Below are 18306 nucleotides of genomic sequence, written 5' to 3'. Positions count from 1 at the left end.
GTGCGCTCCTTGACCGCTGTTCGAACATGTGTTCGAATCGAGGTGTGCGATGGGACGGACAGAAACTCGAGGCAGAGCCGCAGCAGGCGCTACCGGGGCTACCGGGACTGGTGCGCAGCGTACGAACTCCTGAGTTCGCGGACGTGGTGTTCCACGAGGTCCGCGCCAAATCCGTGCTCAACGGAGTGCCGGGTTCGTCGCTGCCCTTCTCGTGGACGGTCAACCCGTATCGCGGCTGCTCACACGCCTGCACCTACTGCCTGGCCGGTGACACGCCGATCCTCATGGGCAACGGCCGCACCAAGCCGTTGTCCGAACTCCGGGAGGGCGATGAGATCTACGGCACCGAACTGGTCGGCAACTACCGGCGCTACAAGCTCACGACCGTGCTGGCGCACTGGGAGACGCGCAAGACGGCGTACCGGTTGACGCTGGAGGACGGCACTTCCGTGGTCGCCTCGGGTGATCACCGCTTCCTGACCGACCGCGGCTGGAAGCACGTGACGGGCGAAACGGCGGGCACTGGCCGTCGTCCGCACCTCACGACCGGCAACAAGCTGATGGGCACGGGGGCTTTCGTCGAGCAGCCCGCCGTGACCGACGACTACCGCCGCGGCTACCTGCGCGGCATGGTGGACGACGAGCACGAGATCCGCATCCCCGCGGCCGACATCGAGGCCATGGACCGCACACGGGAGTATCTCGACTACTTCGGTGTGCGAGAAGGGAGGGGATTTCTGCCCCAAGTGCGCGAGCTCGCGCACTGGCAGATAGCCCCGAACCCCGACTGGCTCAAGGGATTCCTGGCCGGCGCGTTCGACTACCTCGGGACCTGCTCGCGCAGCATCCTGCGGATGTCGACGCGCAACGCCACCGTTCTGGAAGCGATCTGCCTGGCACTCAAGCACTTCGACTTCGACTTCGCGATCGAGGAACTGCGCCGCCGTCGTGGCGTGCGAGTCGTGCGGTTGCGCGGCGGACTGCGGGAGAACCTGCGTTTCTTCCACACCGTCGACCCGGCGATCACGCGCAAGCGCGACATCGACGGCGTGGCGATCAAGTCGCAGCAGCCGCTGGGCGTCGTGTCCGTGGAACCGCTGGGAGAGATGACGCTCTACGACATCTCGACCGGCACCGCGGACTTCATCGCCAACGGAGTGGTGTCCCACAACTGCTTCGCGCGCAAGACTCACTCCTATTTGGACCTCGACACCGGCCACGACTTCGACAGCCAGTTGATCGTCAAGGTCAACGCGGGGGAGGTGCTGTCGCGCCAGCTGCGTTCCTCGAAGTGGAAGCAGGAGCACGTGGCGCTGGGCACGAACACCGATCCGTACCAGCGGGCGGAGGGGCGGTACGCCTTGATGCCAGGGATCATCGAGGCGCTGACCGCCTCCCGCACGCCCTTCTCGATCCTGACGAAGGGCACGCTGCTGGCCCGGGACCTGCCGCTGTTGTCGGCCGCCGCGGAGGTCGTGCCGGTCGGGATCGCGGTGTCGCTCGCGTTGATGGACCGGGATCTGCACAGGTCGCTGGAGCCCGGCACGCCGACGCCCGCCGCGCGTCTCGATCTGGTGCGGAAGGTGCGCGAGGCCGGCTTACCGTGCGGGGTGTTCGTGGCCCCGGTGCTGCCCGAGCTGACGGATTCCGTCGAGCAGCTCGACTTCCTGCTGGAGCAGATCGCGGCGGCCGGTGCCACCGGTGTGACCGTGCTGCCGTTGCACCTGCGTCCGGGAGCCAAGGAGTGGTTCGCTGCCTGGCTTCGCCGTGAGCACCCGGATCTCGTCGAGACGTACCGGTATCTCTACGGACGTGGGTCCTATGTGGACAAGCGGTATCGCGCCCGGCTCGCGGCGCGGGTCGTGCCCTTGATCGAGAAGCACGGACTGGCGCCGCGTGGGCGTTCCACCGACGCCGTCACCGGAGTGCCCGGCGACGACGACGGCGTGTGGCCCGACGGCAGCCTGCCGGTGGGTGTACCGGCGCCGCGCGTGGATCAGGAACAACTCACCCTGCTGTGATCTTCAGAGTGCGGAGCACCCTCTTCCCCAGGGTGTCCTTCGCGGTTATTCGGCCCAACCGCCCTGGGCCATCGTCTGGAACTTCCACTCGCCGCCGACCTTCGTGAGCAGGTCGCCGTAGCGGACCGTCATCCCGTTGATCGTGCCGTCCGTGATGACGAAGACCAGGTTGTCGTTGATGAAGTGCGGTGTCCTGGTGGACTCCATCTGCACGTCACCGCCCAGCTGGGCCCCCATCTCCTTCAGGAACGTCTCGCGGTCCCACGACGTGGCCGAGCCGTCGGTGACCGTGTTGATCGGGAACAGGGCCATGTCGGCCATCGCCTCGACGTCGCCCTTGACCGCGAGCGCGTCCCACTTCGCAAACCACTGCATGACCTCGTCGTACGCCATACCGTACATTGTACGGAAGTTAGGCGCTGCCGACCACTGCCGTGGTGTCCTCGCTGGTCACGAGCTTGGCGTCGAGTCCTGCGGTGGTGAAGGCCTGGAGTGCGGCCGGGGCCTGGCGCTCGCTGGTCTCGCTCATCAGGTGACCGCCGGGGCGCAGCCAGGTCGCTGCCTGGGCTGCCACGCGACGCATCACTTCGAGGCCGTCCTCGCCGCCGTCGAGCGCCACCCGCGCCTCGTGGTCGCGGGCTTCGGTGGGCATGAACCGGATGTCGTCGGTCGGTACGTACGGCACGTTGGCGACCACGACGTCGATGTGTCCGCGTAGGTGCGTGGGGAGGGCGTCGAACAGGTCGCCCTCGAACACGTTCGTGAGGTTCTGGCGTGCGCACGCCACGGCCACGGGGTCGATGTCGGCGGCGTAGACCGTCGCGGTGGGCAGCCGGTGTTGCAGCACCGTGCCGACCGCGCCTGATCCGCAGCACATGTCGACGACTACCGCGGGCTTCAGGTCGGTGGCGAGGTCCACCAGCAGTTCGGTGCGGTGGCGCGGGACGAAGACGCCCTTCGTGACCACGATCCGTTGCCCGCAGAACATCGCCCAGCCGACGGCGTGCTCCAGCGGCAGGCCGTCGACCCGCTGCCTGACCAGCTCTTCGAGGTGCCGGCTGTCGTGAGCGGCTTCTTGCAGTAGTGCGGCCTCTTCCTCGGCGAAAACGCAGCCGGCGGCCCGCAGTCGTTCCACGATGCTCATCGCGCCGGACGCTAGCAGTAGCTCTTCTTGGGCCATTTACAAGCAGGCTTGACTGTTTGTTTGTTCGGCGGAACACTCGGGGGCGTGGAGACGAGGCAGCGCCAGGCCGACCGCAGCCGCGAGACCAAGCGGAAGCTGATGGAGGCGACCGTCGAGTGTCTGGTGGAACGCGGCTGGTCAGGCACGACGACGACCGAGGTGGCCGAACGCGCCGGGGTGTCGCGCGGCGCACAGCTGCACCACTTCCGCACGCGCGGTGAGTTGGTGGCGGCCGCTGTGGAGCACGTGGGCGCGGAGAGCGTCGAGGTGCTCAAGCGACGCGCGGAGATCGCCGAGAAGAGCACGCACGCCGTGGTCGAGCTGATCGCGGACTTCCACGCCAGTGACCTGTTCACCGCGGCCCTGGAGCTGTGGGTGGCCGCGCGCACCGATCCGGAGCTGCGCGAGCAGGTGCTGGAGCTCCAGGCACGGCTGGGGCGCGAGGTGTACGGGCTGGCGCTGGAACTGCTCGACGTCGACGACACCAGGCCAGGTGTGAAGGACGCGGTGCAGGCAACCCTGGATCTCGTGCGCGGGCTGGCGCTCGCCAACCAGCTCGCCGACGACGCCAAGCGCCGGGCGCACGTGGTGCGCTACTGGGCGCGGATGCTGGAGGAACAGCTGTGATCACCGAACTGCTGGCCGACCTCGACGCCGAGTCCCGCTCGCTCGACGAGATCGTGTCGGCGGCGGACGACTGGTCCGTGCCGACACCCGCCGAGGGCTGGACCGTCGGGCACCAGATCGGCCATCTCCTGTGGACGGACAAGGCGTCGATCCTCGCCATCACCGACCCCGAGGCGTTCCAGGCGCAGCCGCTGACCGCCGACATCGTCGACCGCACGGCGGCGGAGGGTGCGGCGTTGCCGGACCTGCTGGAGCTGTGGAGGGACAGCCGGAAGTCGTTGCTGGAGCACCTCGCTCAGGCCTCCGGGAAGATCCTGTGGTTCGGGCCGCCGATGAGCCCCGCCTCGATGGCGACCGCGCGGATCATGGAGACCTGGGCCCACGGGCAGGACGTCGCGGACGCGCTCGGGGTGGTGCGGGAGCCCACCGCGCGGATCAGGCACGTGTGCCACATCGGGGTGCGGACGATGGGGTTCGCGTTCCTGCTCAACGGGTTGGCGGCGCCCGCCGCCGAGGTGCGGGTCGAGCTGACCGGGCCTGGCGGGGAGTCGTGGGCCTGGGGGCCGGAGGACGCCGAGAACAGGGTTTCCGGGCCGGCACTGGACTTCGCGTGGCTGGTGACGCAGCGGCGCAACCGCAAGGAGCTCGCGGTCGAGGCCGTGGGTCCGGTCGCGGAGGAGTGGGTGCCGATCGCGCAGGCCTTCGCCGGCCCGCCCGGAGGTGGCCGGTGAGCGCCGGAGCGGCATCGCGTTCGGGAGGCCGGCGGTGATCAGGATCGGCAACGCGTCCGGGTTCTACGGGGATCGGCTTTCCGCGATGCGGGAGCAGCTCGAAGGCGGCCACCTCGACGTCCTGACCGGTGACTACCTCGCTGAGCTGACCATGCTCATCCTCGGCCGCGACCGCATGAAGGACTCGTCGCTGGGATACGCGAAGACGTTCCTGCGGCAGATGGAGGACTGCCTGGCGCTGGCCCTCGACCAGGGCGTCAAGATCGTCGTCAACGCGGGCGGGCTCAACCCCGAGGGGCTGGCGCGCAAGCTCGACGCGAAGGTCGGGTACGTCACCGGAGACGATCTCAAGGCGCGGTTCCCGGAAGCCTTGACCGCCAACGCCTATCTGGGCGCGTGGGAGATCGCCGAGTGCGTCAACCTCGGGGCGCAGGTCGTGGTCACCGGGCGCGTTACCGACGCGAGCCTGGTGGTCGGGCCTGCCGCGGCGCACTTCGGGTGGGCACGCGACGACTGGGATCGGCTCGCCGGAGCCACGGTCGCCGGGCACGTGCTGGAGTGCGGGACGCAGGCGACCGGTGGGAACTACTCGTTCTTCACCGAGATCGACGTGACCAGGCCGGGGTTTCCGATCGCGGAGATCGACGAGGACGGGTCGTGCCTGATCACCAAGCACGACGGCACCGGTGGCGCGGTCACCACGGACACCGTGACGGCGCAGCTGTTGTACGAGATCGGGGCGCCGGAGTACCTGGGGCCGGACGTCACCACGCACTTCGACACGATCCGGCTCGAAGAGCACGAGCGCGGTGTTCGGATCAGTGGTGTCAAGGGGAGTCCGCCGCCGGACACGCTGAAGGTGTGTCTGAACACGTTGGGCGGGTTCAGGAACTCCACGACGTTCGTCCTCACCGGACTCGACGTCGACGCCAAGGCCGAGCTCGTCCAGCGGCAGCTCCACGACGCCATCGGTGCGGAAGGGCTGACGTGGACGCTGGCCCGGACCGATCAGCGGGACGCGGCCACCGAGGAGCAGGCGAGCGCGTTGCTGCACGTCACGATCAAGACGGCGGATCCCAAGCGGGCCAAGGGGTTCAGCCGGGCGGCGATCGAGCTGGCGCTGGCGAGCTATCCGGGGTTCCACGTGACGGCGCCGCCCGGTGACGGGACGCCGTTCGGGGTCTACAAGGCCGCGTACGTGAACCGTGACGAGGTCAGTGCCAAGGCGGTGTTGCTGTGAAGCGGCCACTGGGAACGATCGTCGGCGCGCGCAGCGGCGACAAGGGCGGGGACGCGAACCTCGGCGTGTGGGTGCGCAGCGACAAAGCCTACGAGTGGCTCAACGGGTTTCTCACCACCGAGAAGCTCAAGGAGTTGCTGCCCGAGGCGACTGAGGTCAGCAGGTACGAGTTGCCGAACCTCAAGGCGCTCAACTTCGTGCTGCACGGCCTGCTCGGCGACGGGGTGGCGAGCAGCACGCGGTTCGACCCGCAGGCGAAGGCGCTGGGCGAGTGGTTGCGCGGCAGGGAAGTCGAGATCCCCGAGGAGCTCCTGTGATCACGAAGGACCTGTACGAGCGGAAAGAGCTCAGGGAGCTCGTCCGCGACTTCACCCGCAGGGAGATCGCGCCGCACCTCGGTCAGTGGGAACGTGACGGCGAGGTTCCGCGCGAGCTGCACAAGAAGGCGGCGGAACTCGACCTGCTCGGCATCGGGTTCGAGCACGGCGACCTGCTCGACTCGGTGGCGCTGACCGAGGAGATCATCCAGAACGGCGGGTCGTCGGGCGTGATGGCGGCGCTGTTCACGCTCGGCATCGCGATCCCGCACATCTGGCAGTCGCGCAACGAGGACCTGATCGAGAGGTTCGCGAAGCCCGCGATCCGGGGCGAGAAGATCGGCAGCCTCGCGGTCACCGAGCCCGGAGCCGGGTCCGACGTCGCGGCGATCAGGACCAGGGCGGTCAGGGACGGCGACCACTACGTCGTCACCGGCGAGAAGACGTTCATCACCTCGGGCTGCCGCGCGGACTTCGTCACCACCGCGGTGCGGACCGGCGGCGAGGGCTACCAGGGCATCTCGCTGCTGGTGATCGAGGACGGGTTCACCCGGCGCAAGCTCGACAAGATGGGCTGGCACTGTAGCGACACCGCCGAACTGCACTTTGACGACGTGCGCGTGCCGGTGGCGAACCTGGTCGGCGAGGAGAACCAGGGGTTCGCGCTGATCATGCAGCAGTTCCAGGTGGAACGCGTGACGATGGCGGTCGAGGCGTATGCGACGGCACAACGGGCGTTGGACCTGACCGTCGAGTGGACGCGCAACCGCGAGACGTTCGGCAAGCCACTGATCAAGAACCAGGTGGTGCGCCACAAGCTCGCCGCGATGGCGCAGAAGATCGACCTGGCGCGGACCTACACGCGCGAGGTCGCGGCCAGGATCAACCGCGGCGAGGACTGCGTGACCGAGGTCTGCTTCGCGAAGAACGCCGCTGTGGACGCCTGCTCCGAGGTGGTCGACGAAGCGGTGCAGCTGCACGGAGGCATGGGATACATGCGGGAGTCCGAAGTGGAGCGTCACTACCGGGACGCCCGCATCCTCGGCATCGGGGGCGGGGCGAGTGAAGTGATGACCGAGCTCGCGGCACGACGATTGGGGTTCGCCTGATGGGCAACAGGGAGGCGCTGCTCGCGAAGATCGCGGGGCTGGACGCCGAACACGCCAAAGCGCTCGCGGGAGGTGGGCCGAAGTACGTCGAGCGGCACCACAAGCGCGGCAAGCTCCTCGCCCGCGAACGGGTCGAGCTGCTCATCGACGAGGACAGCCCGTTCCTGGAGCTGTCGCCGCTCGCCGCCTGGGGCACCGACTTTCCCGTCGGCGCCTCGGTCGTCACCGGTATCGGGCGGATCGAAGGCGTCGAGTGCGTGATCGTCGCGAACGACCCGACGGTGCGTGGCGGCTCGTCGAACCCGTACACGTTGCGCAAGTCTTTGCGGGCCAACGACATCGCGTTGCAGAACCGGCTGCCGCTGGTCAGCCTGGTCGAGTCGGGTGGCGCCGACCTGCCGACGCAGAGCGAGATCTTCATCCCCGGCGGCCGGGCGTTCCGCGACCTGACTCGTCTCAGTGCGGCGGGGATTCCGACGATCACGGCGGTGTTCGGCAACGCGACGGCCGGTGGCGCCTACGTGCCGGGCATGTCCGACTACGTGATCATGATCAAGGATCGCTCCAAGGTGTTCCTGGGCGGTCCGCCGCTGGTCAAGATGGCGACCGGGGAGGACTCGGACGACGAGTCGCTGGGCGGCGCGTCCATGCACGGCGCCACGTCCGGGCTCGCGGACTTCGTGGCCGAGGACGAGACCGACGCGATCAGGCTGGCCCGCCGGGTCGTCGCGCGGCTGAACTGGCGCAAGCTCGGGCCGGAACCGGCGGAGATCGAGGAGCCGAAGTTCGACGCCGACAGCATCCTGGACATCGTCTCCGAGGACCAGCGCGTGCCGTTCGACCCGCGGGACGTCATCGCGCGGCTCGTCGACGGGTCGCACTTCGACGAGTTCAAGCCGTTGTACGGCAACAGCCTCGTCACCGGGTGGGCCCGCATCCACGGCTACCCGGTCGGCATCCTCGCCAACGCGCGCGGCGTGCTGTTCAGCGAGGAGTCGCAGAAGGCGACGCAGTTCATCCAACTGGCGAACCAGAGCGACACGCCTTTGGTCTTCCTGCAGAACACCACCGGTTACATGGTTGGCGCCCAGTACGAGCAGGGCGGCATCGTCAAGCACGGCTCGATGATGATCAACGCCGTCTCCAACAGCCGGGTCCCGCACCTGACGATCACGATGGGCGCCTCGTACGGCGCCGGCAACTACGGCATGTGCGGCAGGGCGTACGACCCGAGGTTCCTGTTCACCTGGCCCAACGCCAAGTCGGCCGTGATGGGACCTGCGCAGCTCGCCGGCGTGCTGTCGATCGTCGGACGGCAGGCGGCGATGGCGAAGGGGCAGGAGTACAACGAGGAGCACGACGCCGCCATGCGCAAGATGGTGGAGGCGCAGATCGAGGAGCAGTCGCTGGCGCCGTTCCTGTCCGGGAAGCTCTACGACGACGGCGTGATCGATCCGCGCGACACCAGGACCGTGCTCGCACTCTGCCTCTCCGCTGTCCACAGTGGACCGATCAAGGGCGCCGACGGCTTCGGCGTCTTCCGGATGTGAGCCCCGTGATCAAGACCCTCCTGATCGCCAACCGCGGCGAGATCGCCCGCCGGATCATCCGCACCTGCCGGGACAACGGCATCCGCACGGTCGTGGTCTTCTCCGACCCGGACGCCGACGCGCCGCACGTCCGCGAGGCGGACTTCGCGGTGCGGTTGCCCGGTGCGTCGCCGACCGAGACCTACCTGCGTGCCGATCTGCTCGTCGAGGCGGCGACGAAGGCCGGTGCGGACGCCGTCCATCCCGGCTACGGGTTTTTGAGTGAGAACGCCGACTTCGCACGCAAGGTCCAGGCGGCGGGCCTCACCTGGGTCGGCCCGGAACCGGACTCCATCGAGGCGATGGGCTCCAAGGTCGCCGCGAAGAAGCGGATGGCCGCCGCGGGCGTGCCGACGCTGCCCGAACTGGACCCGGAGACCGTCACCGAGTTCCCGGTGCTGATCAAGGCATCGGCCGGCGGTGGTGGCCGGGGCATGCGGATCGTGCGGGAGAAGGCCGAGTTCGGCGACGCCCTCGCCAGCGCGCGGCGTGAGGCCGAGTCGGCGTTCGGCGACCCCACGGTGTTCTGCGAGCCGTTGCTGGAGCACGCGCGGCACGTCGAGGTGCAGATCCTCGCCGACACGCACGGCACGGTCTGGGCGCTCGGCGAACGCGAGTGCTCGATCCAGCGGCGGCACCAGAAGATCGTCGAGGAGTCGCCCAGCCCGGCGGTCACCGACGACGTCCGCAAGCGTTTGTTCGCCGCGGCGACGGCGGCGGCCGAGTCGATCGGGTACGTCGGCGCGGGCACCGTCGAGTTCATGCTGAAGGGCGAGGACTTCCACTTCCTGGAGGTCAACACTCGGCTTCAGGTCGAGCACCCGGTCACCGAGCTCGTCCACGGCGTGGATCTGGTCGAGTGGCAGCTCCGGATCGCCGAGGGCGCCCGATTGCCCGTGGAGACGCCGGAACCGCGCGGGCACGCGATCGAGGTCCGGCTCTACGCCGAGGATCCGGCGAACGACTGGCGGCCGGCGAGCGGCACGCTGCACCGGTTCCACGTGCCCGGCGACGTCCGGCTCGACAGCGGCGTCGAGGACGGCTCTGTCGTGTCGGTGCACTACGACCCGATGCTGGCCAAGGTGATGGCGTACGCGCCGACTCGCCGTGCCGCCGCTCGCAAGCTCGCGACGGCGTTGGAAAGCGCCCAGATCCACGGCCTGGTCACGAACCGCGCACTGCTCGTGGACATCCTCGGGAACGAGGCGTTCCTCGACGGTGACACGCACACCGGGTTCCTGACCGAGCACGACTTCACCCGAACCGTTGACCCGCAACCGTTTGCGCGCGCGGCGGCGTTGGCTCAGGCGGCGAGTCGCAGGATCGGGCACCTGCCGCTCGGCTGGCGCAACGTGCGGTCGCAGCAGCCGAAGGCGAAGTTTCTGTTCGGTGAGGAACTCGTCGAGGTCGAGTACGACCCCGCGCAGGCGACTCCCGACGTGGTCACGCTGGAGCTGGACGGCGTGCGGACCCCGTTCCACGTCGCTCGGTACGGCGATCTGGTCGAGGTCGACTCGCCGCGCGGATCGGTGTCGCTGAAGGTCGTGCCGCGCTTCCCCGAACCGGAGACGAAGCTCGCGCCGGGCGCGACCGTCGCGCCGATGCCCGGAACCGTGGTCAGGGTGTCGGTTCAGCAGGGCGATGTGGTCGAAGCCGGTGCCGAGCTGCTGGTGCTGGAGGCCATGAAGATGGAACACCGCGTGCTCGCGAACAACGCGGGCACCGTCACCGAACTCCTTGTCGAGCAAGCACAGCAGGTCAATGCCGGAGATGTCCTGGCCGTAGTGGAGGAATCGTGAGCTTCGTCGAGTCCGAAGAGCGGATCGCGCTGCGCAAGGCCGTCTCCGAGTTCGGTGCGAAGTACGGCCATGACTACTTCATCGCCAAGTCCAGGGCGGGGGAGAAGACCACCGAGCTGTGGGAAGAGGCCGGCAAGCTCGGCTACCTCGGTGTCGCCGTCCCGGAGGAGTACGGCGGCGGTGGCGGCGGCATCGGCGACCTCGCGGCGGTGTGCGAGGAGCTGGCGGCGGCGGGATGCCCGTTGCTGCTCATGGTGGTGTCGCCGGCGATCTGCGCGACGGTGATCGCCCGGTTCGGCACGGACGAGCAGAAGTCCAAGTGGCTGCCCGGTTTCGCGGACGGCACGCTGAAGATGGCGTTCGCGATCACCGAGCCGGACGCGGGTTCCAACTCGCACAAGCTGAAGACGCACGTCCGGCGCGACGGTGACGACTGGATCCTCAAGGGCACCAAGACGTACATCTCCGGCATCGACGAGGTCGACGCTGTTCTGGTGGTCGCGATCCAGAAGACCGGGCCGGTGCTGGTGGTCGTGCCGACGAACTCCGAGGGCTTCACCCACCACCAGATCGAGATGGACCTGGTGGCGCCGGAGAAGCAGTTCACCCTGTTCTTCGACGACGTCAGGCTGCCTTCCGACGCCGTCGTGGGCTCACCGGACCAGGGCCTGCTCCAGGTCTTCGCCGGCCTCAACCCCGAACGGATCATGGGCGCGAGCATGGCGACCGGATCGGCCCGGCTGGCGATCAGCAAGGCGGTGTCGTACGCCCAGCAACGACAGGTCTGGGACAGCCCGATCGGCGCGCACCAGGGCCTCTCGCACCCGCTGGCGAAGATCCACATCGAGATCGAGCTGGCCCGGCTGATGACGCAGAAGGCGGCCGCGCTCTACGACTCCGGCCGGGACAAAGATGCTGGTGAGGCCGCGAACATGGCCAAGTACGCGGCGGGCGAGGCGATCGCGGCGGCCGTCGACCAGGCCATCCAGACGCACGGCGGCAACGGGCTGAGCTCCGAGTTCGGGCTGGCGTCGATGCTCGGCATGTCCCGGCTGTCCCGCATCGCGCCCGTCTCGCGGGAGATGGTGCTCAACTTCGTCGCGCAAAACTCGCTGAAGTTGCCGCGCTCCTACTGACACACTGCCGGGCATGGGGACCTTCACCACTTCGGACGGCGTCGGCCTCGCCTACCACGGCGAGGCCGGCGACCCGTTGATCTGCCTGCCCGGCGGGCCGATGCAGGCGTCGTCGTACCTGGGCGGACTGCCGCTGGACGACGTGATCAGACTCGACCTGCGCGGCACCGGCGACTCCGCACCTGCTGGCGCCTACCGCGTCGATCACCAGGTGGACGATGTCGAGGCGCTGCGCCGGCACCTCGGCCTCGGCAAGATCAGCCTGCTCGGCCACTCGGCGGGCGGCACGCTCGCGATCCTGTACGCGACGCGATTTCCGGAGCACGTCAAGGAACTCGTCCTCGTCGCGCCCAGTCCGCGGGTGGCCGGCATCGACGTCACCGACGACGACCGCAGGGAAATCGCGCTGCGGCGCAACGGTGAGCCCTGGTACGCCGAGGCGATCAAGGGGTTCGAGGAGATCTGGGCGGGCAACGTGACGCCCGAGGCGTTCGCGAGGATCAGCCCGTTCTGGCACGGCCGCTGGGACGACGCGGCGCGGGCGCTGGACGATCACCCCCGCAACCCCGAGGCCGCCCGGGAGTACTACGCGGAGGGCGCGTTCGATCCGCTTCAGGTCCGCGAGAAGCTCGCGAACCTCGACGTGCCAACACTTCTGGTCGCGGGCGAGTACGACGTGGCGTTGCCGCCGAACCGCGCACAGGAGTACGCGAAGCTGTTCCCGCGCGCGACGCTGGTCGTGCAGTCCGGCGCCGGTCACTTCCCCTGGGCGGACGACCCCGAGGCGTTCGCGGCGGCGGTCCAGCGCATTCCGTAGAGACCGGGACCGAAGTCGAGCGCGGCGGCGTGCGCGTAGCCCCCTTCGTCCACAGGGGCCGGGCGGGCGCCGCCGGGCATTTCCGTTCCGGCCGGGCCGGACGCGAATTGCTCGCAGGACTCGGGCGGGGACTCGGCCGGGAATTTGATCTCCAGGACGTAGTCGTGCACGCGTTCGCCGAACCGCCGGAAATGCGTGTGCTCGACGGTCGGATGTGGATAGATCAATTCGTACTCGATCGCGATCGACTCGCCGGCGGAGATCGGTTCGTCGAACAACAGCTCCGCGACGAGCACGCCGTTCGTGCGTTCCCTGGCGATCCGGCCGACCCGGCAGGAACGGACGGCCGTGAGCGCGGGCTGCGCGGAACCCGTTTCCTGGCACAGGATCCAGCGGTCCACATTGGCGGAACTGGCCTGCATGACCTGCCGTGAGCGGATGCCGCGCACACCACCGCAGGGCGCGACGTCGACCCGGTCGTGCTGGGCGGTCAGCATGAGGCCGGAACCGTCCCACGGTGCCCGTGACGACAGCTCTCGCCTGCGCGAACGGCCACGCGGCCGAGGTGGTCCGAGCAGGCGGCTCAGGGCGGTGTCCGGCAGCCCGAGCACGTTCTCCAGGTGCGTGAGCGCCATCAGCGACTCGGGCCGCTCGGGTCTGCGCCGGCCCGACTGCCAGTAGCTCAGCGCCGTCACGCTGATCGGCGCTCCCCGCACTTTCAGGCGGTGCTGCAGCCGTTCCAGACTGAGTCCCCGCACCTGGATCGCGACCCGCAACGCGTCCGCGAACGGACCCGTCACGAGAAGGTCGGCGAGCTCCTCGCGCGGTGGGTAAATCGTGAGCATCGCTCCTCCGGTTTCACGGAGTCAAGGTCGGAAGGCTATCGGCAGCAAAGGGAACGCGGTACAGCCGATCGGCGGTTTTGTCCGGGTTCGAAACTCGGCAGGTTCAGATCTCGGGACTATTACGCCGCCAATAGCCCCCGATTGGGTTCCTGAGCATCCCTGCGACGAACAGGACTACACAATGCGCAAGACCGCAACTCTGCTGGGCTCGGCGGTCATGATCGCCGCGTTCGCGGCACCCGCTACCGCCGCGGTGGGCGAGATCCGGGTGTCACCAGGTGAGAACATCGCGGGCAGCTTCATCGTCAAGTTGAAGGACGGCGGGATCACCGCGAGCGCGCAGACTCTCGGTTCCCGGTTCGGCGGCCAGGTCGGTCACGTCTACGACGCCGTCTTCCAGGGCTTCTCGATCAAGATGAGCGACGCGCAGGCGCGCAGACTCGCCGCTGACCCCTCGGTCGAGTACGTGGAACGCGACCAGGTCGTCAGCATCCAGGCGACCCAGGTCAACCCGCCGTCGTGGGGTCTCGACCGGATCGACCAGCGCAACCTGCCGCTCGACCAGCGCTACACCTACAACAGCACCGGCTCCGGCGTGAACGCCTACATCATCGACACCGGTGTCCGCATCACGCACCGCGACTTCGGTGGCCGCGCCCGTAACGGCTACGACTTCGTGGACAACGACGCCGTCGCGCAGGACGGCAACGGTCACGGCACGCACGTCGCCGGCACCGTCGCGGGCACGCTGCACGGTGTCGCGAAGCAGGCGAACATCATCGGCGTCCGCGTGCTGAACAACTCGGGCTCCGGCACCATCGCCGGTGTCGTCGCGGGCGTCAACTGGGTGGCGTCCAACCACGTCAAGCCCGCTGTCGCCAACATGTCGCTCGGCGGCGGCGCCAACACGTCGCTCGACAACGCCGTGTCGGGTGCGATCACGCGCGGTGTGACGTTCGCCGTCGCGGCGGGCAACTCCAACACGAACGCGGCGAACACCTCGCCCGCACGTGTGGCCGCGGCGCTGACGGTCGGCTCCACCGAGCGCACCGACGCCCGCTCCTCGTTCTCCAACTACGGCCCCGTGGTGGACGTCTTCGCGCCCGGTGGGGGCATCACGTCCACGTGGAACACCAGTGACACGGCCACGAACACCATCTCCGGCACCTCGATGGCGGCGCCGCACGTCGCCGGCGTGGTGGCGCGGTACCTGCAGGGCAACCGGAACGTGACGCCCGCCCAGGTGGCGACCGCGATCACCTCCAACGCCACCAACGGCAAGGTGACCAACCCCGGTCCGAGCACGACCACGAGGCTCCTGCACTGGGCCTCGACCAGCTGAGCGCAGCCCTGAGATGTGCGGCCCCGGCTCCCTGTGAGCCGGGGCCGTTTTCCCTGCAAATGAAAGGAAGTCTGCCCGTGAGAGCCCTGCTGGCAGTCGCCGCCCTCGCGGCAACGGTCGTGGTCGCCCCGGCGTCCGCGGCCACGTCGTCGTACATCGTGGTGTTGAAGGACGGCGCCGTGTCGTCGTTCAGCGGTGCCGTCGAGCACCGGTACACCAGTGTTCTGAACGGTTTCAGCGCCCGGCTGACATCGGCGCAGCTGAAGGCCTTGAAGGCCGACCCGAACGTGTCCTCCGTGGAGCGTGACGGGATCGTGCACGCCAACAGCGTCCAGCTCAACCCGCCCTGGGGGCTGGACCGGATCGACCAGCGCGCGTTGCCGCTCAACCAGCGCTACGAGTACACGACCACAGGCCGTGGCGTGAACATCTACGTGATCGACACCGGTCTTCGCGTGACGCACGCGGACTTCGGCGGCCGTGCGCGCAACGGCTGGGACACCGTCGACAACGACGCGGTCGCGCAGGACGACAACGGTCACGGCACGCATGTGGCCGGTATCGCGGCGGGCACCAAGTACGGCGTCGCGAAGCACGCGACGGTGTGGGGCGTGCGGGTGCTGAACGGGTCCGGCTCCGGCACGATCTCCGGTGTCATCGCGGGCGTCGACTGGGTGACGACCAACGCGGTCAAGCCCGCGGTGGCCAACATGTCGTTGGGTGGCAGCGCTTCCGCGGCGCTGGACACGGCCGTGAAGAAGTCGATCGACTCCGGCGTCTCGTACACGGTCGCCGCCGGTGGCAGCAACACGGATCCGGGGAACTCGTCCCCGCAACGGGTTTCCCAGGCGATCTGCGTGGGTGCGTTGACGCAGAACGACACCAAGTCATCGTCGTCCAACTTCGGTCCCCTGGTGGACATCTGGGCGCCGGGTGTGAGCATTCCCTCCGCCTGGAACACTTCCGACACGGCGACCAACACGCTGAGCGGTTCGTCCATGGCCGCACCGCACGCGGCCGGTGTCGCGGCCAGGTTCCTGGAACGCAACCGTGCCGCCACGCCCGCGCAGGTCGAGCGCGCGCTGGTTACCACGGGCACTCCGGGGACACCACCCGTCACTCGTATCCTTTACTGGCCGCCATCCCTGTGAAAGGTGAATTGTCCGTCAATGCAAGCCCGTCTTAAATCTTAAGACACCCTTGGCAGGAACCGGATCTCTCCATAACGTCGAAAGCGCTTCGTTCCCCTGCAAAGAACGGAAAGCGAATCATGACGCGAAAGATCCGGTTCCTGGCCGGTGCCGGCGCGGCGACTCTCGCCATGTCGGTTCTGATGGTTCCCAACGCCTCCGCCGCCGAAGGCGAGGTGCTGTCGCTCAACGCACCGGAGAAGATCGCCGGCAGCTTCATCGTGAAGCTGAAGGAGGGCAAGGCGAACGGGCACGCGCTCGCTTCCCGTTTCGGCGGGACGGTCGAGCGCGAGTACAAGACGTTCGGCGGCTTCAACGTGAAGCTCACGGAGAAGCAGGCCAAGCGCCTCGCGGCCGACCCGTCGGTCGAGTTCGTGGAGGCCGACCAGGTCGTCCACACGCAGGCCACGCAGACGAACCCGCCGTCCTGGGGTCTCGACCGCATCGACCAGCGCAACCTGCCGCTCAACAGCTCCTACAGCTACACCTCCACCGGCGCCGGCGTGACGGCGTACGTCATCGACACCGGCGTCCGCATCAGCCACTCCACGTTCGGTGGCCGCGCCGCCAACGGCCGTGACTTCGTGGACAACGACAACGTCGCGCAGGACGGCAACGGCCACGGCACGCACGTCGCCGGCACCATCGCGGGCTCGCAGTACGGCGTCGCGAAGGCCGCGAAGATCGTCGCCGTCCGCGTGCTCGACAACGCCGGCTCCGGCACCCTCGCGGGCGTCGCGGCCGGCATCGACTGGGTGGGCGCGAACGCCGTCAAGCCGGCTGTCGCGAACCTCTCGCTCGGTGGTGGCGCCAACGCCACGCTCGACACCGCGGTGCGCAACGCCGTCGCCAAGGGCGTCACGTTCGCCGTGGCGGCGGGCAACTCCAACGCCAACGCGTCCGGCTTCTCGCCGGCCCGCGTGACCGAGGCGATCACGGTCGGCTCCACCGACCGGACCGACGCCCGCTCGTCGTTCTCGAACTTCGGCGCGGTGCTCGACATCTTCGCCCCCGGCCGTGACATCACCTCGGCCTGGAACACCTCCGACAGCGCCACCAGCACCATCTCGGGCACGTCGATGGCCACCCCGCACGTCGCGGGTGCGGCCGCTCGCTACCTCTCGACGAACGCGTCGGCCACGCCGGCCCAGGTCGCCTCGTACCTGGTGGGGCAGTCGACGCCGTCGAAGGTGACGAACCCGGGCACCGGTTCGCCGAACCGCCTGCTGTACCTCGCGCCGACCGCGTGAGCTAGCTCCGAACGCAGTGTTCGATCAAAAGGGCCCGCGACCTCGGTCGCGGGCCTTTCCTATTGTTGGGTCCATGGTGGACGGCCTGAAGAAGATCGACTGGTACCGGTTGCGGAGCCACGACGGGTTCGCCGACGACCTTCCCAGGCTGTTGAGGCAGGCCCGGACGTCCGTCGAGCCGCACGAGGAGCTGGTGCGTCACCTGACCGGAGACGAGTCCGAGGTCAGCGAGGCGACCGCGGCGGCGTGGCCGTTCCTGCTGGACCTCGTCGCCCACGACAACACTCCGAGCCGTGACTGGCTGCTGGAGAACCTGTGCGGCGCGATCGCGGTCGCCGGAGGCAGTGGTTCCGACGGCGTCGACCCGAGCTGGGCACCCGCCTGGGAGGCCTCGAAACCGGCGTTGCTCGCCCTGCTCGACCACGGTTCGGCGGCGGTGCGGCGGGGCGTGTTGTTCATGCTGGGGAAGGGGCTCGGGGACAGTGCCCTCGTGCTGCCCGCCCTGTCCCGGCGGTGGGAGGAGGAGATCGATCCGGCCACGCGGTTGTGCGTCGTGATCGTCGCCACGGAGTTCGCCGGGCGGGCCGACGAGACGGCGGCCGCGTGGTTGCGGGAGCTGACGGTCGCGGACGACGAACCGCTCGCGCGGATGCTCGTGTCCGCGGCGACCCGGCCCGACGCCGACGTGATCCTGCGCGCGCTGACCGGGGACCTGGAGCTGTTCCTCGCCACCGGGTCGTTCCAGATGGGCTACGAAGAGGTGCTGGAGCACGTGCTCTGGCTGGTGGGGCCCAAGGACTTCGACGGCATGGACCTCGTGCTGGCGCTGGTGGACGTGCTGCCGTGGCGGACCGAGGCACTCGACTACCTGCGCAGGCTCTTCGAGCGCGACACGACCGACGTGGGGCTGGTCGTGCCGTTCGTGCCGGTGTGGATCGCCGACCCCGACGTCCGGTTGCGGGCCTTCGCGGTGTGGCTGGCCGGCGTCGCGCGGGCTCGCGAGTACCGGGACCTCGTCGCCGAGAGGGTGCACGACCACTCCGTGACGTCGTTGGGGCAGAAGGTCTCGACGCTCGCCACGTCGGTGCTGCTGGACCTGGGGTGAGGCCG

The 18306-nt window shown here is 68.7% G+C and carries 15 protein-coding genes and 1 pseudogene; 13 read left to right on the top strand and 3 right to left on the bottom strand.

Annotated features, from left to right (window positions below; genetic code table 11):
* Positions 1–26: 26 nt before the first annotated feature.
* Positions 27–2021, top strand: coding sequence for an intein-containing Rv2578c family radical SAM protein (locus BM417_RS38095; RefSeq protein ID WP_093604602.1), 1995 nt, complete (start codon positions 27–29; stop codon positions 2019–2021).
* A gap of 45 nt (positions 2022–2066) precedes the next feature.
* Here the strand turns inward: BM417_RS38095 and BM417_RS38090 are convergent, their stop codons facing one another.
* Together BM417_RS38090 and BM417_RS38085 are read right to left on the bottom strand one after the other, a co-directional pair.
* Positions 2067–2414, bottom strand: coding sequence for a nuclear transport factor 2 family protein (locus tag BM417_RS38090; protein ID WP_245822537.1), 348 nt, complete (start codon positions 2412–2414; stop codon positions 2067–2069).
* Positions 2415–2433: 19 nt separating this feature from the next.
* Entirely contained in the window at positions 2434–3165 is a 732-nt protein-coding gene (locus BM417_RS38085) for a putative protein N(5)-glutamine methyltransferase (RefSeq protein ID WP_093604598.1), read from the bottom strand.
* Between the two features lie 138 nt (positions 3166–3303).
* Here BM417_RS38085 and BM417_RS38080 point away from each other — a divergent pair, with 138 nt between their 5' ends.
* The 8 genes and pseudogenes from BM417_RS38080 to BM417_RS38045 all read left to right on the top strand — a co-directional run bounded on the left by BM417_RS38080 (position 3304) and on the right by BM417_RS38045 (position 12569).
* Positions 3304–3831 carry a TetR/AcrR family transcriptional regulator gene (locus tag BM417_RS38080; protein ID WP_093604921.1) on the top strand — a complete coding sequence of 176 codons (528 nt, stop codon included), beginning with the start codon at positions 3304–3306 and terminating at the stop codon, positions 3829–3831.
* Positions 3828–4562 (top strand): TIGR03084 family metal-binding protein, encoded by a 735-nt coding sequence (locus BM417_RS38075; protein WP_093604597.1) that lies wholly within the window; start codon positions 3828–3830, stop codon positions 4560–4562. The genes BM417_RS38080 and BM417_RS38075 overlap by 4 nt, the downstream gene beginning before the upstream one ends.
* Positions 4563–4647: 85 nt before the next feature.
* A pseudogene (locus tag BM417_RS38070) lies at positions 4648–6119 on the top strand (acyclic terpene utilization AtuA family protein).
* Positions 6116–7228: an acyl-CoA dehydrogenase family protein gene (locus BM417_RS38065; RefSeq protein WP_093604595.1), complete on the top strand. Its 1113-nt coding sequence runs from the start codon at positions 6116–6118 to the stop codon at positions 7226–7228. The pseudogene BM417_RS38070 and the gene BM417_RS38065 overlap by 4 nt, the downstream one beginning before the upstream one ends.
* The gene (locus BM417_RS38060; protein WP_093604593.1) at positions 7228–8778 is read left to right on the top strand and encodes an acyl-CoA carboxylase subunit beta; all 1551 of its coding nucleotides are present in this window, start codon (positions 7228–7230) and stop codon (positions 8776–8778) included. The genes BM417_RS38065 and BM417_RS38060 overlap by 1 nt, the downstream gene beginning before the upstream one ends.
* 5 nt (positions 8779–8783) lie before the next feature.
* Positions 8784–10616 (top strand): ATP-binding protein, encoded by a 1833-nt coding sequence (locus BM417_RS38055; RefSeq protein ID WP_093604919.1) that lies wholly within the window; start codon positions 8784–8786, stop codon positions 10614–10616.
* Positions 10613–11752, top strand: coding sequence for an acyl-CoA dehydrogenase family protein (locus BM417_RS38050; protein ID WP_093604591.1), 1140 nt, complete (start codon positions 10613–10615; stop codon positions 11750–11752). Before BM417_RS38055 ends, BM417_RS38050 begins: the two co-directional genes overlap by 4 nt.
* Before the next feature lie 13 nt (positions 11753–11765).
* Positions 11766–12569: an alpha/beta fold hydrolase gene (locus BM417_RS38045; protein WP_093604589.1), complete on the top strand. Its 804-nt coding sequence runs from the start codon at positions 11766–11768 to the stop codon at positions 12567–12569.
* On the opposite strand, the gene BM417_RS38040 is transcribed toward BM417_RS38045, so the two are convergent.
* Positions 12509–13414: a hypothetical protein gene (locus BM417_RS38040; RefSeq protein WP_093604587.1), complete on the bottom strand. Its 906-nt coding sequence runs from the start codon at positions 13412–13414 to the stop codon at positions 12509–12511. The two genes, BM417_RS38045 and BM417_RS38040, sit on opposite strands and share 61 nt — an antisense overlap.
* A 181-nt stretch (positions 13415–13595) precedes the next feature.
* Here BM417_RS38040 and BM417_RS38035 point away from each other — a divergent pair, with 181 nt between their 5' ends.
* The 4 genes from BM417_RS38035 to BM417_RS38020 all read left to right on the top strand — a co-directional run bounded on the left by BM417_RS38035 (position 13596) and on the right by BM417_RS38020 (position 18301).
* Positions 13596–14756, top strand: coding sequence for a S8 family peptidase (locus BM417_RS38035; protein WP_093604585.1), 1161 nt, complete (start codon positions 13596–13598; stop codon positions 14754–14756).
* Positions 14757–14833: 77 nt separating this feature from the next.
* Complete coding sequence (locus BM417_RS38030; RefSeq protein ID WP_322789013.1) at positions 14834–15907, top strand: S8 family peptidase; 1074 nt, start codon at positions 14834–14836, stop codon at positions 15905–15907.
* A gap of 119 nt (positions 15908–16026) precedes the next feature.
* Complete coding sequence (locus tag BM417_RS38025) at positions 16027–17196, top strand: S8 family peptidase (RefSeq protein ID WP_093604583.1); 1170 nt, start codon at positions 16027–16029, stop codon at positions 17194–17196.
* A 73-nt stretch (positions 17197–17269) separates the two neighbouring features.
* A complete protein-coding gene (locus BM417_RS38020; RefSeq protein WP_093604581.1) occupies positions 17270–18301 on the top strand; it encodes a hypothetical protein in 1032 nt (343 codons plus the stop codon).
* Positions 18302–18306: the final 5 nt, after the last annotated feature.

Source organism: Lentzea waywayandensis (assembly GCF_900115955.1).
Classification (GTDB): Bacteria; Actinomycetota; Actinomycetes; order Mycobacteriales; family Pseudonocardiaceae; genus Lentzea; species Lentzea waywayandensis.
Note: the sequence above shows the minus strand (reverse complement) of the source record. Positions and strands in the feature narration are given on the sequence as shown.

What these genes read in the sequence shown, in the direction of transcription:
- BM417_RS38090 (WP_245822537.1), bottom strand. Translation starts at nt 2,414, where the DNA reads ATGGCGTACGACGAGGTCATGCAGTGGTTTGCGAAGTGGGACGCGCTC.
- BM417_RS38085 (WP_093604598.1), bottom strand. Translation starts at nt 3,165, where the DNA reads ATGAGCATCGTGGAACGACTGCGGGCCGCCGGCTGCGTTTTCGCCGAG.
- BM417_RS38035 (WP_093604585.1), top strand. Translation starts at nt 13,596, where the DNA reads ATGCGCAAGACCGCAACTCTGCTGGGCTCGGCGGTCATGATCGCCGCG.
- BM417_RS38095 (WP_093604602.1), top strand. Translation starts at nt 27, where the DNA reads ATGTGTTCGAATCGAGGTGTGCGATGGGACGGACAGAAACTCGAGGCA.
- BM417_RS38020 (WP_093604581.1), top strand. Translation starts at nt 17,270, where the DNA reads ATGGTGGACGGCCTGAAGAAGATCGACTGGTACCGGTTGCGGAGCCAC.
- BM417_RS38080 (WP_093604921.1), top strand. Translation starts at nt 3,304, where the DNA reads ATGGAGGCGACCGTCGAGTGTCTGGTGGAACGCGGCTGGTCAGGCACG.
- BM417_RS38060 (WP_093604593.1), top strand. Translation starts at nt 7,228, where the DNA reads ATGGGCAACAGGGAGGCGCTGCTCGCGAAGATCGCGGGGCTGGACGCC.
- BM417_RS38025 (WP_093604583.1), top strand. Translation starts at nt 16,027, where the DNA reads ATGACGCGAAAGATCCGGTTCCTGGCCGGTGCCGGCGCGGCGACTCTC.
- BM417_RS38040 (WP_093604587.1), bottom strand. Translation starts at nt 13,414, where the DNA reads ATGCTCACGATTTACCCACCGCGCGAGGAGCTCGCCGACCTTCTCGTG.
- BM417_RS38045 (WP_093604589.1), top strand. Translation starts at nt 11,766, where the DNA reads ATGGGGACCTTCACCACTTCGGACGGCGTCGGCCTCGCCTACCACGGC.